The sequence below is a fragment of the Massilia aurea genome, assembly GCF_024753205.1.
GTDB classification, from domain to species: Bacteria; Pseudomonadota; Gammaproteobacteria; order Burkholderiales; family Burkholderiaceae_D; genus Telluria; species Telluria aurea.
This window is the reverse complement of the sequence record NZ_JANUGZ010000004.1, coordinates 274,358-290,307: the sequence shown is the minus strand read 5'-3', so window position 1 is coordinate 290,307 and position 15,950 is coordinate 274,358. Positions and strand designations below refer to the sequence as shown.

At 61.4% G+C, this 15,950-nt stretch carries 9 protein-coding genes and 1 tRNA gene; 5 read left to right on the top strand and 5 right to left on the bottom strand.

All coding sequences use genetic code 11. The annotated features are described in order from the left end of the window. Positions 1-7 precede the first annotated feature (7 nt). From prsK to NX775_RS16395, 3 genes are all read right to left on the bottom strand, one after another. Positions 8-2,083: an XrtA/PEP-CTERM system histidine kinase PrsK gene (gene prsK / locus NX775_RS16405; protein WP_258836972.1), complete on the bottom strand. Its 2,076-nt coding sequence runs from the start codon at positions 2,081-2,083 to the stop codon at positions 8-10. 97 nt (positions 2,084-2,180) lie between these two features. Next, positions 2,181-3,584, bottom strand: a complete 1,404-nt coding sequence (locus NX775_RS16400; protein WP_258836971.1) for a TIGR03013 family XrtA/PEP-CTERM system glycosyltransferase — start codon at positions 3,582-3,584, stop codon at positions 2,181-2,183. Between the two features lie 691 nt (positions 3,585-4,275). After that, a tRNA-Arg gene (locus tag NX775_RS16395) sits at positions 4,276-4,351 on the bottom strand. A 177-nt stretch (positions 4,352-4,528) separates the two neighbouring features. On the opposite strand from NX775_RS16395, the gene NX775_RS16390 reads away from it, so the two are divergent. Both NX775_RS16390 and NX775_RS16385 read left to right on the top strand, forming a co-directional pair. Further along, positions 4,529-5,467 carry a c-type cytochrome gene (locus NX775_RS16390; protein ID WP_258836970.1) on the top strand — a complete coding sequence of 313 codons (939 nt, stop codon included), beginning with the start codon at positions 4,529-4,531 and terminating at the stop codon, positions 5,465-5,467. A 285-nt stretch (positions 5,468-5,752) separates the two neighbouring features. Then, on the top strand, positions 5,753-7,360 hold the full coding sequence (locus NX775_RS16385) for a right-handed parallel beta-helix repeat-containing protein (RefSeq protein WP_258836969.1): 1,608 nt from the start codon (positions 5,753-5,755) through the stop codon (positions 7,358-7,360). Between the two features lie 78 nt (positions 7,361-7,438). Here NX775_RS16385 and NX775_RS16380 read toward each other — a convergent pair whose 3' ends face one another. Continuing rightward, positions 7,439-9,505 carry a M13 family metallopeptidase gene (locus tag NX775_RS16380; protein ID WP_307732278.1) on the bottom strand — a complete coding sequence of 689 codons (2,067 nt, stop codon included), beginning with the start codon at positions 9,503-9,505 and terminating at the stop codon, positions 7,439-7,441. Positions 9,506-9,581: 76 nt separating this feature from the next. After that, positions 9,582-11,669: a M13 family metallopeptidase gene (locus tag NX775_RS16375; protein ID WP_258836968.1), complete on the bottom strand. Its 2,088-nt coding sequence runs from the start codon at positions 11,667-11,669 to the stop codon at positions 9,582-9,584. Positions 11,670-11,959: 290 nt separating this feature from the next. Here NX775_RS16375 and NX775_RS16370 point away from each other — a divergent pair, with 290 nt between their 5' ends. From NX775_RS16370 to NX775_RS16360, 3 genes are all read left to right on the top strand, one after another. Continuing rightward, entirely contained in the window at positions 11,960-12,928 is a 969-nt protein-coding gene (locus NX775_RS16370) for an IS1595 family transposase (RefSeq protein WP_370660594.1), read from the top strand. A gap of 343 nt (positions 12,929-13,271) precedes the next feature. Then, positions 13,272-14,696 (top strand): S41 family peptidase, encoded by a 1,425-nt coding sequence (locus NX775_RS16365; protein ID WP_258836967.1) that lies wholly within the window; start codon positions 13,272-13,274, stop codon positions 14,694-14,696. A 124-nt stretch (positions 14,697-14,820) separates the two neighbouring features. Beyond that, a complete protein-coding gene (locus tag NX775_RS16360) occupies positions 14,821-15,942 on the top strand; it encodes a beta-ketoacyl-ACP synthase III (protein WP_258836966.1) in 1,122 nt (373 codons plus the stop codon). Positions 15,943-15,950 lie beyond the last annotated feature (8 nt).

The window sequence follows — 15,950 nt, the reverse complement described above, 5'->3', positions numbered from 1 at the left end:
CCTTTCATCACGCAGCGCGCTCGGCACCAGCCTCGCGGTACAGCGGCAACGTGACGGTAAATGTGCTTCCCTGCGCGGGCACGCTGGTCAATGCCAGCGCCCCGCCCAGTTCGTGGATGTATTCCCGGCTTTCGAACACGCCGATGCCCATACCGGCCGGCTTGGTCGATTCGAACGGCTTGAACAGCCGCTCGCGGATGAATTCTTCGCTCATGCCGGCGCCGGTATCGGCCACGGTCACGCTGACCTGCGCGCCCATGCGGGCAATCGATACGCTGACACGGCCGCTGCGCGGTGTGGCTTCGATCGCGTTCTGGATCAGGTGGCCCAGCACGCGCTCGAGGCGCTCGCCGTCGGCCAGTACCAGAAGACCCGCATCGACCACGTCCAGCACCGGGTGCGGCTCGAACGCGCTCTTGAGCGCAATCGCCTGGCGCACCACGTTCTCGACGCGCAGCGGCAACGGCCGTTCCGGCGCATCGTTGCGACTGAGCTTTTGCAGCATCATTTTCATCTTGTCGACCGAGTGTGTCACGGTATCGAGCATATCGCGCTGGAATTCGGGATTGTCGCGGTGCTTTTCAGCGTTGGCGTTCATCAGCGACAACTGGCCTACCAGGTTTTTCAGGTCATGCACGACGAAGGTCGACATGCGGTTGAACGACTCGAACTGGCGCGCCACCATCAGCTCGTTCGCGGCGTCCTGCTGCGCCAGGTAACTGGCGGCCTGGCTGCCGGCGATTTCGAGCAGGTCGAACACTTCCCAGTTCAGCGACACGGCGCTGCGCGCATCCTGCAGCACGACGAAGCCGAACAGCTTGCCATGCAGGATCAAGGGCACCACCAGCCAGCCGCGCGGAAACGCGATGAGCCACGCCGGCAAGACGAGGTCGCCGTATTTTTCGGGCAGCGCAGCGTATTCGCGCAGGTCGATCACCCACTGGGTGGATTCCAGGAAGTGACAGAAATTCGAGTCGGCCGGCTCGGTCGCGGTACTGGTGGCTTGCCACCCCGCCACCGGCTGATAATGGCCGCCATCGTCGTCGCGGCGCTGCCACAACACGCCGCCCGGGCTTTCCACCAGCGCGCCGACCGCCTCGATCGCGCGCTCGCCGATGTGCGTGCCGCCCGACGACAGGGTGCGCGTGAAGCGCATCCACTCCTCGCGGTAGTCGTAGCCGTAACTGTAGAAATGCTTGCTGATGAAGACCTTGAGCCAGGCACGGAAGGTGCCCGAGAACAGGGTTCCGGTCAGCAGCAGCAAGGCGCCGCACAGGAACGCGACCTGCATCACGCCGCCCCAGCTGCCGCCGAAATAGCGCAGGTAGTAGCCGGCAAAACCCATCGCCAGCAGATAGATCGCCGAGCCGAACAGCGCGGTCGAATGGAACATCACGCGGCGCGACAGCACCAGTGCGTTCGAACGCGACGTGCTGCGCTTGACGGCGGTGCCGATCAGCGGCATGGCCAGCGCATTGACGATGCCGCGCGCGGCCCAGGTGTCGGGGTGCATGTCGTGGAACAGCATCGCCTGGCTGTACATATAGAAGTCGTAGGCGAACATCGCACCGATGCCCAGGCAGGCGAACTTGATCGCCCAGCGTTCCTGGATCGTCTTGTTGCGGTAGACCTGCTCGACGAGCAGCATGCCCAGCACCGCCTGGCACACGCGCGCCGTGACGTTGGGCAGCAGGCCGCCATCCAGATTGAGCATCAGGTCGGTACGCACGAACACTGTCACCAGCAGCAGGAGCCCATAGCAAACCGCACCGATGAAGATGGGTGTACGCAGGTTGAACGGCCAGCGGCTGGCGGGATCGCGCGAGTTGCCCAGCAAGATCAGCAGCACGACGCACCAGGCGGCGCTGCGCAGGATTTCGAGGGTGTCGGTCCAGACCGACCACAGTTCGTGGCCGGTGGCAGCCTGCCCGGCCAGGGCGGCGGACCAGAGCGCGGTAAAGCCGCACGCGAGGGCAATGGCGGCAACCTGCGTGCGGCCGCGCCAGATGGTAAACAGCAGGCCGATCAGCAGCAAGAAACCGATCGCGGCGACGCTATAGCTATAGACGGCAATGGTGGTCAACGTATGCCATCCATGAAAACGACCATTGAAAAATTCGGGATAGAAACGTTAAAGCCATCGACCTGCGATGCGCACACCGCAAGCCGATCCAGGATGATCAGCGTCCGCTACGGAACAGCACGACCTTGAGCGTATTGATCAGGATGAGCACATCCAGGAACAGGCTATTGTTCTTGACGTAATAGAGATCGTACTGCAATTTCTGCAACGCATCCTCAGCCGACGAGCCATAGCCATAACGCACCTGCGCCCAACCGGTAATACCCGGTTTGATGCTATGACGGACATTGTAATATGGAACCACTTCGATCAGCTGCTGGACAAAGTAAGCACGCTCGGGACGGGGACCCACGAACGACATGTCGCCTTTGAACACATTCAGGATCTGCGGCAGCTCGTCGATACGGGTCTTGCGCATGAAGTTGCCCACACGCGTCACGCGCGGATCGTTCTTGGCGGCCCACTGTGGCGTACCGCCTTTTTCGGCATCGGCGCGCATGCTGCGGAACTTGTGGACACGGAAAATCTTGCCATCCTTGCCGACCCGCTCCTGCGAATAGAACACCGGGTTGCGGTCTTCCAGCCACACGGCCAGCGCCGCGCCAAGCATGATCGGGAACGTCACGGCCATGATCAGCGTGCTGCAGATCAGGTCAAAGCCGCGCTTCATGAAAATCCGGATGAAGCTCTGGTCGAAGCCACCGCCAAACACCAGCCAGCTCGGCTGCAGCGAATCAACGCGGATCTGACAAGTTTCGCGCTCGAAGAACGTGGCGGCATCGGTGACCTTCACGCCTTGCAGCTTGCAGTCGAGCAGTTCCTTGATCGGGAAGCTGCCGCGCCGGTTTTGTACGGACACCACGATTTCCTGCGCGCCGTACTGGGTCGCCATCTTGACGAGCGAATCGCCCTCGCGCACCTTGAGCACATCGGCGGCCGGCACGCACATTTCGTCGCTGCCCACTGGAATGAAACCGACGACCTTGTAGCGGTGGTAGCTGTTCTTGTTGATAGCCAGGTCGCTGCATTCCTTGGCCAGCGCGCCGTTGCCCAGGAACAGGATACGCGACTGCATCAGGCGCAGTTCGGATGTCTTGAAGAAGATGATGCGTGCAATGAAAATGCCGGCTGCAGCAAGGCCAAAGCCCAGTAACAGGATGCCACGACCGAAGTACAGGTCAGGCGCCACATAGAACACCAGCGTCAGGATCAGGAAACCCATCAGGAACGCCGGCATCAGCTTCATGAAGAACGGGTGGCGCAAGCCTTCGTCGAAATCGAGCTGGTACATGCCCATGGCGCTCATGCTGAAGCTGACCGCCACGGCAAACGCGACGGCCGAAGCCAGGAAGTGATCGAACTGCTCGTGTGTGAGCGGTGCGCCGATGTCGAGAAAGCGCATGGCTGCGCCTGCATAGGCGGCGCCCAACAGGATCAATATTTCCACGAATAGCAGGACGAAAACGATCTTCGACACGTAGTGGTTAGAGATCCGAAACATGTTATTCCCCAGAATTGATGATTACGCTTACTGCATGCCGAGATGCCGAATGCACGCGTCGTACACCCGCTACACCACCGTTGCCTGTGTTGGCAGCTACTAACTTCTTCGATTAATTGTCAACCAAACCAACGGCAACCACACGTAACGTTACACGTTGAAATACGCGCATGCGCTTTTCAGGACACCGACATAGAGGCGGTGACCTGGCGGCGTCATGGAGACGAGGTCAATCTGTGAAATTATTCCATGATCTGACATCGCAACAAGTTTCTTGCAAGATCAACATCATTTTTAAGTTATTGTTTTGACATATTTTTAACATTCAATATAGCATGGAAACACCTGGTCACTCAACGACAGGCTGCTGCCCCGTCAGCTTGTTGCAACATGTGCGTGCTCGAACCCTGTAGGTTCGTCAGTACAGTTGCATCGAAAGACAACATTAGTTCCGCAATGCAATAAAGTCGAGGGATTTTAGCACTGACCATGCAGAAAGCCACGCAAAGGTTGTAATCGTGCGCTATAGATTTCAGAATAATTGATGAACAACAGGGACTTGCAGTCAGGAAGTGGTCAATAAGACACAGCAGAACCTGGACTGGTATGGGAGTGACAAGAAGTACAACTGCCGGGCAAGCGTTGTACGGCAACGCCAGATGCGGGAAAACGGGATGGCAAGATGCCAAATTGGTGCGGCTGGCTGGAATCGAACCAGCGACCCTTGGCTTCGGAGGCCAATACTCTATCCACTGAGCTACAGCCGCACTGGCAAGCGTAGCGAAGGATACAGTCTTTCGTCGAGTACGTCCATGGGCAGCGCCCGAAAAACCCTGGCATCAATACAGGTTTACACTATAATAAGATGCTCGACGGCACTTGCAAAAAAGCCACTAGATCGCAGCGCCCCAGTGGCCGGTTTTTTTAATTGAATTAAGGAAATCATGAGCGACGCACAGCACGACCACGAATCCCTCATTCGTACGCCCAAACAGCTCGTGATTGCTGTCGCGGGATTTTTTCTAGTCGTTGTCCTTGGCATCATCTTGCTGGTCACCTTCGTCACCAATGCGTCGACCACCGGCGCAGGCAGCAATGCCCAGAGCGCCGAGGCCATTGCCGCGCGTATCCGCCCCGTTTCCGATGCAGGTTTTACATTGCGCGATGCCAATACGCCGCGTGTCCTGCTGGCAGGTGGCGCCGTGTACACCGCTACCTGTGCGGCGTGCCACGACAGTGGGATGGCGGGCTCCCCCAAAACGGGCGACAAAGCTGCCTGGGCTACCCGCCTGGCGCAGGGTTACGATACGCTGGTCACGCACGCGATCAACGGGATCCGCGCCATGCCGGCCAAGGGCGGCAACCCGGATCTGGACGATCTGGAAGTGGCGCGCGCCGTCGTCTTCATGACCAATCAGAGTGGCGCCAGCTTCAAGGAACCGGTTGTGCCCGCCCCTGCTGCTGTACCTGCTACTGCACCTGCTGCTGCAACCACCGCCGCCGCTGCGCCGGTTGCCGGTGACGCTGCCAGCGCAATGGCTGCTGCACCGGTCGCCGCAGCCCCCGCCGCCGTGGCGGCAGCGGCGCCTGCAGCAGCAGCGGCGCCAGTTGCTGGTCCGGCCGTGGCCAGCGCCGATACCGGCAAAAAGGCGTACGACACGGCATGTTTCGCCTGTCATGGCGCCGGTATCGCAGGCGCGCCCAAGTTTGGGGACAAGGCGGCGTGGAGTGCGCGCATCGGTCAGGGCTCCTCGGTCTTGTATGACCATGCCATCAAGGGATTCCAGGGCAAAGCCGGTGTCATGCCGCCAAAAGGGGGCTCGGCGCTCCCCGACGCCGACGTCAAGGCTGCTGTGGACTACATGGTGGCTGCAGTCAAATAACCGTCATCAGAATCCGCAAACAACAAAGCGCCGCATGCGGCGCTTTTTGTTTATCTGACATTTTTACTTTCAGAACAGCATGACCGCCTGCCAGAGGCATAACGATTGTGAATTAATTGAACAATTAATTGTGTTTCTTTTAAACCTCCTTATTTATCATACGTATCATGTTGATTTAAAAGTAAAGTAACAATTGCTTACAAATCGCGACAAATAAATACCTTATCCTGCACAGCCTCCAGTCGAAATAAATTCCACCCGGAATCTTTACAGGATCAGTACACCATGTCCCTCCGTTCAAAATCTGCCGTGCCCGCGTCGTGCCGCTTGTCAGCTATTTTCCTCGTAGCACTTGCCGCAGCCGGCGGCGCTTCTGCCGCCACCCTGTCAGTGGGGCCAGGAAAAACTTATGCTGCGCCCTGCGCTGCCTTTGCCCGTGCACAGTCCGGCGATCTCATCCAGATTGACGGCGGGAAAACCTACAGCGGCGACGTGTGCGCCATCGGCGCCAGCAATCTGACCATCCGCGGCGTGAACGGCCGGCCCAAGATCGACGCAGCAGGCAAGAATGCGCAAGGCAAGGGCACCTGGGTTATTCAGGGTAACAACATCACGGTGGAAAACGTCGAGATGGCCGGCGCGGCAGTGCCTGACCGCAACGGCGCTGCACTGCGTATCGAAGGCACCAACTTCACCTTGCGTTCATCGTACTTGCACGATAACGAAAACGGCATCCTCACCGGCGCCAATGACAACAGCAGTATCGTGATCGAAAACACCGAATTCGGTTCCAACGGCCGGGGTGACGGTTACAGCCACAATGTCTACATCGGTCACGTCGGCAGCCTGACGTTCCGCTACAACTATTCGCACGACGCCAATGGCGGTCATAACCTGAAGTCGCGCGCCAGCGTCAATACGATCAATTACAACCGCTTCTCGAGCAGCACCGGCAAACCGAGCTACGAGATCGACTTGCCGAATGCTGGTACGTCGTATGTCATCGGCAACGTGATCCACCAGCCAGCCGGTCACAACAATCCCGGTTTACTGGCCTATGGCAATGAAGGCGCAAGCAATCCTGGTCAGGATCTGTATGTGGTCAACAATACGTTCCTGAACGACGACAGCGTGCGCGGCACCTTCGTGCTGGTGGGCGGTAGCGTGACCAAGCCGGTTCTGCTGCAAAACAATATCTTTGGCGGCTTTGGCGCTGCGACCAACCAGAGCAATGCCATCGACCGGACCAACTTCCGTTCGCTCGTGCCAGGCTTCATCAACCGCCTGCTGTTCGATCTGCATCCGATCGCGAACGTACTGGTGATTAACGCCGGTTCGGTGCCGGGCGTGTCAGCAGCCGGCGTGTCGTTGACGCCAGTGGCCCAGTACAAGCATACGGCGTCGGGTGAAACCCGCGCCGCGGCAAGCGCGCGCGATATCGGCGCCTACGCCGCACTGGGCTCGGGCAGCACGCCAGCACCATCTGCCTGGACCACCTGCGCCGCGGAAAACGCCACCTGCGGTTTCAGCGGCACGCGTGAGGTGCGCTACGGCGCGGGCAATACCTGGGTCGTCAAGGTGTTTACCAACAATGTCCAGTGCTCGAACGCCGTGTTCGGTGATCCGATCGAAGGCACGGTCAAGACCTGCAGCTATTCGGCGACCACGTCGAGCGCGCCCACCCCGGCGCCGACCACGCCCGTGACCTGGACCGCATGCGCCGCCGAAAACGGTACCTGCTCGTTCACCGGCACCCGCGACGTGCGCTACGGCGTGCCGGGCGCCTACGCCACCAAGGCGTTCACGACCCGCACCGCCTGCACCAATGCCGTGTTCGGCGATCCGATCGAAGGCACGGTCAAGTCGTGCAGCTATTCGAGCCAGGCACGCTGATCGCAGCAGGGTGACGGAAACAACAAGGGCCGCGAAAGCGGCCCTTGTCTTATATACGCAGTGGCCTGCGCTGCAGGCTTACCAGATGATCACGCGATCCTTCGGCGCCAGGTACATCTTGTCGCCGGCCTTGACCTTGAACGCCTCGTAGAAGCCAGGCTGGTTCTTCAGCGTGCCATTGGCGCGGTACTGCGCCGGCGAGTGCGGGTCGGTCTTGATCTGCGCAATCTGCGCCGGCTCGCGCATTTTCGTGCGCCACACCTGGCCCCAGCCCATGTAGAAGCGCTGGTCGCCAGTCAGGCCATCGATCACGGGCGCTGTTTTGCCCTTGAGCGAGATCTTGTAGGCCTTGTAAGCAATCGCCAGACCCGAGTTGTCGCCGATGTTTTCGCCGAGCGTCAGTTCGCCATTCACGTTGTACCCTTCAAGCGGGCTGAATGCAGCGTACTGGGCGATCAGGGCCTTGGTCTTTTCGCCGAAACGCTTGCCGTCTTCTTCGGTCCACCAGTTGCGCATATTGCCGTCGCCGTCGTACTGCGAACCCTGGTCATCGAAGCCGTGGCTGATCTCGTGGCCGATCACGGCGCCGATGCCGCCGTAGTTGACCGCATCGTCGGCCTTCGCATCGAAGAACGGCGGCTGCAGGATCGCGGCCGGGAACACGATTTCGTTCAGTTCCGGGTTGTAGTACGCGTTGACGGTTTGCGGCGTCATGCCCCACTCGTCGCGGTCGATTGGTTTACCCAGTTTGTTCAGTTCGCGGTTGTATTCGACGTCGCGCGAACGCATCACGTTGCCCACCAGGTCATCGCGCTTGACGGTCAGCGCCGTGTATTCCTTCCACTTGTTCGGGTAACCGATCTTCGGCGTGAACTTGGCCAGCTTGGTTTGCGCTTCCTTCTTGGTCGCCGGGCTCATCCAGTCGAGCGTGTCGATCGAATCCTTGTAGGCTGCCAGCAGGTTGTTGACCAGCACTTCCATGCGCGCCTTGCGCTCGGCCGGGAAGTGGTCTTTCACGTACAGCTTGCCCACCGCATCGCCCAGGCTGCCCTCGAGCGTCGAGACGCCGCGTTTCCAGCGTGGTTCGAGTTCAGGAATGCCGGCCAGCGTGGTGCCGTTGAACGAGAAGCGCTGGTCGACGAAGGCTTTCGACAGGTAGTTCGCGTAGCTGTTCACGGTCTGGAATTGCAGATACGCTTTCCAGGTCGCCAGCGGCACGCTGTTCAGGACATCGGTAAAACCTTTCAGGTAGGTTGGCTGGCTGACGATCAGATACGTTGCCTTGCCCTGCAGGCCCGAGGCTTTCAGCCAGGTGTTCCAGTCGTAGCCCGGCGCCATCGCGGCCAGCTTGCTGAACTCGACCTTGTTATAAGTCTTGATCGGATCGCGGTTCTCGACCTTGGTCCACTGGACCTTGGCCAGTCGGGTTTCCAGGTCGAGGATGGCTTTCGCGTCAGCGGCGGCGGTCTTGCTGCCGGCCAGCGCCAGCATCTTCTCGATGTGCACCTGGTACTTGGCGCGCACGTCCGCCAGCTTGGCGTCGTCCTGCTTCAGGTAATAGTCGCGGTCGGGCATGCCCAGGCCTGACTGGTACAGGTCGGCGACGTACTTGGTCGAATCCTTGGCATCCTGGTGGATGAAGAACGTGAACGGCACGGTCACACCGGCGCGATTCAGGTTGGCGAACAGCGCCGGCAGTTCGGCCTTGCTCTTGAGCGCGGCGATCTTGCTCATCTCGCCCTTGAGCGGCGTGGCGCCCAGCTGCTCGAGGCGCGCCTCGTCCATGTAGCTGGCGTAGAAGTCGCCGATCTTGCGCGCTTCGCTACCGGCGGCGGCGTTCTTGTCGGCGGCGGTGCGCTCGATGATCGCGCGCAGTTGCGGCAGCGTGTCGTCGCGCAGCTGGTGGAACGCGCCCCAGGTCGACTTGTCGGCCGGGATCTCGACGCTCTTGAGCCACTTGCCGTTGAGGTGTTCGAAGAAGTCGTCCTGCGCGCGCACGGACGGTTCGATGTATTGCGTTGCAATGCCGGACGATGCACCGGCCGGCGCAGTGGCCGTGGCGGCGGTAGCCTGGGCCAGCGCCATTGGCGCGATGAACGACGTGGTCAACACCAGCGCTGCTGCGCTGATCAGTTTTCGTTGCATGGTATCTCTCTTTGTTTGTTTGTGAGTGCAATGCAAAAGGCCGGCGCTCGTGACGCCGGCCCCTTGTCATGGAACCTTACCAGATGATGACCCGGTCTTCCGGTGGCAGGTACATCTTGTCGCCTGGTTTCACGTTAAACGCCTCGTAGAACTCGGGCATGTTCGACACGGTGCCGTTGGCGCGGAACTGGCCCGGCGAGTGCGGATCGGTTTTCACCTGGTTGATCTGCTGGGCTTCACGCATCTTCGAGCGCCACACCTGGCCAAAGCCCATGAAGAAGCGCTGGTCGCCCGTCAGGCCATCGATCACCGGCGCCGGCTTGCCGGCCAGCGACAATTTATACGCCTTGTAGCCGATCGACAGGCCGGCGTTGTCGCCGATGTTCTCGCCCAGCGTCAGTTCGCCGTTCACGTTGTAGCCTGGCAGCGGCGCGTAGCCGTTGAACTGCTTGACCAGCTTGTCGGTGCGGGCCTTGAAGGCGGCGCGGTCTTCGGCCGTCCACCAGTCGCGCAAATTGCCGTCGCCATCGGACTGGCTGCCCTTGTCATCGAAACCGTGGCCGATTTCATGGCCGATCACGGCGCCGATGGCGCCGTAGTTGACCGCGTCGTCGGCGCGCATGTCGAAGAATGGCGGCTGCAGGATCGCGGCCGGGAACACGATCTCGTTCATCGTGCTGCGGTAATAGGCGTTGACCGTCTGCGGCGTCATGCCCCACTCGGTATGGTCGATCGGCTTGCCGAGCTTGTCGATGTTGTAGTTGTAGGCGAAGGTCGACGCACGCATCGCATTGCCTACCAGGTCATCGCGCTTGATCGTCAGGCGCGAGTAATCGCGCCACTTGTCCGGGTAGCCGATCTTCGGCGTGAACTTGGCCAGCTTGGCGCGCGCTTCCTTTTTGGTCGCAGGGCTCATCCACTCCAGATTGTCGATCGACTGACCATAGGCGATGATCAGGTTCTTCACCAGCTGTTCCATGCGCGCCTTGCGCTCGGCCGGGAAATGCTCGGCCACGTACAGCTTGCCCAGCGCCTCGCCCAGCGTGCCTTCGACGGTGGACACGCCGCGCTTCCAGCTCGGCCGCTGCTCGGCCACGCCGGTCAGTGCGGTGCCGTAGAACGCGAAGTTCTCGTCGACGAACGCCTTCGATAGGTACGGCGCGTATTCGCGCAGCAGCTGCCATTCGAAATACGACTTGAGCGTGGCCAGGTCGGTCTTGGCCAGCAGCGCATCGAAGCCCGTGAAGTAGCTTGGCTGGTTGACGATGATGGTGTCGATCTTGTTGCCCACGCCGGCGGCGGCCAGTGCGCCTTTCCAGTCGTAGCCCGGCGCCAGCTTGGCGAGCTCGGCCACCGTCATCTTGTTGTAGCGCTTGACCGGATCGCGGTTCTCGACCTTGGTCCACTGGACTTTCGCCAGATCGGTCTCGAAGTCGACGATTGCCTTGGCCTGCGCGGCGGCGTTCTTTTCGCCGGCCAGCGCCAGCATCTTCTCGACGTGCACCTGGTACTTGGCGCGGATCTCGGCCAGCTTGGCGTCGTCCGCCTTCAGGTAGTAGTCGCGGTCGGGCATGCCCAGGCCGCTCTGGCTGATATAGGTTGCATGGCGGGTCGACTCGCGCATGTCCTGGCCGACGTAGATGCCGTACGGGCTGGCCACGCCAATCTTGCCCAGGTGAGCGGCCAGCGCCGGAATACCCTTCTTGTCCTTGAGCGTGCGGATGCGCGACAGCTCGCCGGTCAGCGGCTTGTAGCCGAGCGCTTCGCGGCGCGCGTCGTCCATGAAGCTGGCGTACAGGTCGCCGATCTTCTTCGCTTCGGTACCTGCCTTGGCGCCCGTGTCCTTCTGCGCCGCCTCGATGATCGCCAGCAGTTGCGGCGTGGTGTCTTCGCGCAGCTTCATGAAGGTGCCCCAGCTCGAGCGGTCACCCGGGATCTCGGTCTCTTTCAGCCACTTGCCGTTCAGGTGCGTGAAGAAATCGTCCTGCGGACGCACGCTGTTGTCGATGTACTGGGTGTCGATGCCGGAGATGACGCCGGCCGGTGCGGTGGCGGTTGTCGGCACAGCGGCGGCGGCCGCAGGCGCGGCGTCGGCGGCCATGGCCGGTGCGGCGAAGGCTGCCGCCAGGGACAGGGTCAGGGTACTCAGGAGAAGTCGCTTCACGGATAAGTCCTTGGTTGCTAAGTGTTCGCAGGGATAAACAACGTCTGACCGGTCGCGCCTGCTGCGTGCCGGCAAAAGAACATTCTAGCGGGTGGACTTGCAACGGCGCTGGCCGTGGTGATTTTTTTACTTTTCGATACACGCAGACGGGTGAATATCGCGTATGCATGTGTTGGGAGGTGACAACAGGATGACACGGGCAAGGCGCAGTCAGCGTTAAATAGAGGAAAGCTTTGAACTGATGAGCAGCCAGGTGGTCCAACGCCTGTCCCCAGCATCAGGAGCCGCTCATGAAAGCGCCCCGTTTCAGGAACTGGTTTGCAAAGTTGTCATCGCTGAACCAGCCGCAGCGCCGCCAAGTGCTAGACGCCCTGCACCCCGCAGTCGGACTCGACCAGATGGTCGCACTGATCGCGCAAGCCAGAGCGCCAGGGCGCTGCTGTCCCAGCTGTGGTGGCGAACGCTGCCACCGGCATGGATTCGCCAACCACCTGCAACGCTTTCGCTGCTGCGACTGTGGGCGCACCTTCAACGACCTGAGCGGCACGCCGCTGGCGCGACTTCGGCACAAGGCCAAATGGCTCGCGTATTCACAGGTGCTGCTCGATTCACTATCCGTGCGCAAAGGTGCAGATCTGGTTGGCGTGCACCGCAATACCGCCTTCCGGTGGCGCCACCGCTTTCTGGCTGGGGTCAAGCTTGACCGACCGGCATCCCTGAATGGCATCGTCGAAGCTGACGAAACGTTCCTGCTCGAATCGCAAAAAGGCTCGCGCACGCTCGATCGTCCAGCGCGTCGCCGTGGCGGGCACGCGCCCATGCGTGGCATTTCCCGGCATCTGGATTGCATTCTGGTAGCGCGAGACCGCAACGGCCAGACCATCGATGCCGTCACTGGCCGGGGCGCACTGACGGCCGCGCAACTCGAACGCGACTTGCTGCCCAAGCTTGATCCGCAGGCGCTGTTGGTCACCGACAGCCATGCTGCTTATCGGGCCTTTGCACGCAAGCACCGCATCACACACGAGGCAGTGAACCTGCGCGTCGGCGTACGCGTCAGGCGCTTGGGCAGCCACGCCATCCACGTGCAGAACGTGAACGCCTATCACCAGCGATTCAAGGACTGGTTGAGGGGCTTTCGCGGGGTGGCGTCACGCTATCTGCCCAATTACCTGGGGTGGCGCTGGGCCCTGGATGGCGGACGGGTCAGTTCCGCAGCACAATTGTTCTGCATCGCAATCGGCGTCATCAACAGATAATGTTGACTGAGCCCGGGCAAAAAAAAATCCCGCGGCAGTAAAGCCGCGGGACAAGACCACTTCAAGAGTGGAGAGAGAGAAAAACTAGTCACGACTATAGGGGGGCACTGTTGCACCAGGCGCCACTCTTACATTTGCTTACCCTCGCTAACGGCGTGTAACAAATCGCTATTTGGGCCAATTGGATCGATATTGTGATTTCAACCAAATCCCAGGACATTGCCAGGACCATGGGGGCCACCAACAACAGCGCGCGAACCGGTTTATACTCCGCTTGCGCAACCTCAGGGCTATCACAGCGCCTCGGGTTCCACGACCGGCGCGCGCTGCCACAATGGATCACATGGGTTCCACCTTCAAGAATGGCTGCCTGATCGGCCTGGGCATCGTTGCCGGCGTTGGCCTGACGATGCAGTTTTCCGCCCTCTCCTTCAAACCGTCGCTCGAATCGAGCATGCCGGTGGCCGAGTTGCGCGAACTGGCCGACGTCGTCGGCGTCATCAAGACCAGCTACGTCGAACCGGTCGAGGACAAGGCCCTGCTGTCGCAGGCGATCACCGGCATGGTGGCCTCGCTCGACCCGCACTCGGCCTACCTCGACGCGCGCGCATTTCGCGAACTGCGCGAAGGCACCGAAGGCCGCTTCGTCGGCCTGGGCATCGAGATCAGCGTCAGCGAAGACGGCTACATCGAAATCATCAGCCCGATGGAAGATTCACCGGCCTACCACGCCGGCATCAAGGAAGGCGACCTGATCACGCGCATCGACGGCCACCCGGTGCAGGGCACGCCGATCGACGACGCCATCAAGCGCATGCGCGGCGAACCGGGCACGCGCGTGACCCTGACGGTCGTGCGCAAGTCGGCGCCGGCGCCGCTCACCATCACTGTCGAGCGGCGCGAGATCGTCCAGAAAAGCGTCAAGGCAAAAATGGTCGAACCGGGCTACGCATGGCTGCGCGTAGCGCAGTTCCAGGAGCCGACCGTGGACGACATGGCTGCCAAGCTGCAGGCGCTGTACCGCGAAGACCCTGACCTGAAAGGCCTGGTGCTCGACCTGCGCAACGATCCCGGCGGCCTGCTGCAGGGCGCGATCGGCGTGGCCGCTGCGTTCTTGCCGAACAACGCCGAAATCGTCTCGACCAACGGCCAGCTGGCCGACTCGCGCCAGCGCTTCTATGGCAGGCCCGAGTTCTACATGCTGCGCAGCGGCGCCGACCCGCTGGCAAGCCTGCCACCGGCGTTCAAGAAGCTGCCGATGGTCGTGCTGGTCAATACCGGTTCAGCGTCGGCCTCCGAAATCGTCGCCGGCGCACTGCAGGACTACAAGCGCGCAGCCATCCTCGGCAGCCAGACATTCGGCAAGGGCTCGGTGCAGACGATCCGCCCGATCGGCGGCAATGCCGCCGTCAAGCTGACCACGGCGCGCTATTACACGCCGGCCGGGCGCTCGATCCAGGCGCGCGGTATCCTGCCCGATGTCCCGGTCGATGAATATGCCGACGGCGATGGCCTGAACGCCCTGCGCATGCGCGAAGCCGACCTGCAGCACCACCTGACCAATGGCGGCGGGGCCGAAGTCGCCACGCGCGAGGACGACATCGAAGAGCAGATGCGGCTCCTGAACGCAGCGCGCCAGCGTAAGCCGCTCGATTACGGCAGCGCCGACGACTTCCAGCTGGCCCAGGCGCTGCGCCACCTGAAGGGCCAGCCGGTGGTGCTGTCCGGCCGCGCCAATGGCACGACGCTGGCGCGCCAAGGGCGCTGACGCCAGCGTACCGCAGCCGGCTTTCTGCCCGGGTTTCTACCTGATTCCCACGCTCGCGCCGAGCGTGTAGAATCGGCGCATCTTGCGGCCAAGCGGCCTTATTTTCCTTGAAAGTTTCCCGAACATGATACCTGTCGTCATCAGCGGCACCGGCCTGTTTACGCCGCCGCATTCCATCTCGAACGACGAGCTGGTGACCGCCTTCAACGCCTACGTCGACCTGCACAACGCCGAACACGCGACTGCCATCGCCGCCGGCGAGGTGACGGCGCTCGAGCCGTCGAGCAGCGGCTTCATCGAAAAAGCGTCCGGCATCCAGTCGCGCTACGTGATGGAAAAGAGTGGCATCCTCGACCCGGCCCACATGACGGCGCGCATCGCCGACCGCCCGGACGACCAGATTTCGCTGCAGGCCGAGATGTGCGTCGCCGCTGCACGCGAAGCCCTGGAGCGCGCCGGCAAACAGGCACACGACATCGACATGGTGCTGGTCGCCTGCAGCAATATGCAGCGCGCCTACCCGGCGATGGCCGTTGAAGTGCAGGAAGCGCTCGGCATCGACGGCTTCGGCTTCGACATGAACGTGGCCTGTTCGTCGGCCACGTTCGGCATCGCCACCGCGGTGGATGCTGTGCGCGGCGGGCGCGCCCGCGCAGTGCTGGTGCTGAACCCCGAAATCACCAGCGGCCACCTGAATTTCCGCGACCGCGACAGCCATTTTATTTTTGGCGACGCCTGCACCGCGATCATCATCGAGGCGCAAGCCACGGCCACCGGCGCGCACCAGTGGGAAATCCTCGACAGCCGCCTCAAGACCAGCTTCTCGAACAATATCCGCAACAACTTCGGCTTCATGAACCGCTTCGACGAAGCCGGCGTTGGCCTGCCGGACAAACTGTTCCGCCAGCAGGGCCGCAAGGTGTTCAAGGAAGTCTGCCCGATGGCGGCCGAGACGATCAAGGACACCTTGACTGCCGCCGGCCTGGGCACCGACGACGTCGCGCGCTACTGGCTGCACCAGGCGAACCTGAACATGAACCTGCTGATCGTGCGCATGCTGCTGGGCCGCGACGCCGAACCAGGCGAAGCGCCGGTGATCCTGGACAGCTACGCCAACACGTCGTCAGCCGGCTCGATCATTGCGTTCCACAAGTACCAGGACGATCTGGCGGCGGGCACCAATGGCGTGATCTGCTCGTTCGGCGCCGGCTACTCGATCGGCTGCGTGGTCGTGCGCAAGCTGTAAGCGCCAAC

Coding starts and splice junctions, on each gene's coding strand:
- NX775_RS16400 (WP_258836971.1), bottom strand. CDS start 3,584: ATGTTTCGGATCTCTAACCACTACGTGTCGAAGATCGTTTTCGTCCTG.
- NX775_RS16390 (WP_258836970.1), top strand. CDS start 4,529: ATGAGCGACGCACAGCACGACCACGAATCCCTCATTCGTACGCCCAAA.
- NX775_RS16385 (WP_258836969.1), top strand. CDS start 5,753: ATGTCCCTCCGTTCAAAATCTGCCGTGCCCGCGTCGTGCCGCTTGTCA.
- NX775_RS16380 (WP_307732278.1), bottom strand. CDS start 9,505: ATGCAACGAAAACTGATCAGCGCAGCAGCGCTGGTGTTGACCACGTCG.
- NX775_RS16370 (WP_370660594.1), top strand. CDS start 11,960: ATGAAAGCGCCCCGTTTCAGGAACTGGTTTGCAAAGTTGTCATCGCTG.
- NX775_RS16365 (WP_258836967.1), top strand. CDS start 13,272: ATGGGTTCCACCTTCAAGAATGGCTGCCTGATCGGCCTGGGCATCGTT.
- NX775_RS16360 (WP_258836966.1), top strand. CDS start 14,821: ATGATACCTGTCGTCATCAGCGGCACCGGCCTGTTTACGCCGCCGCAT.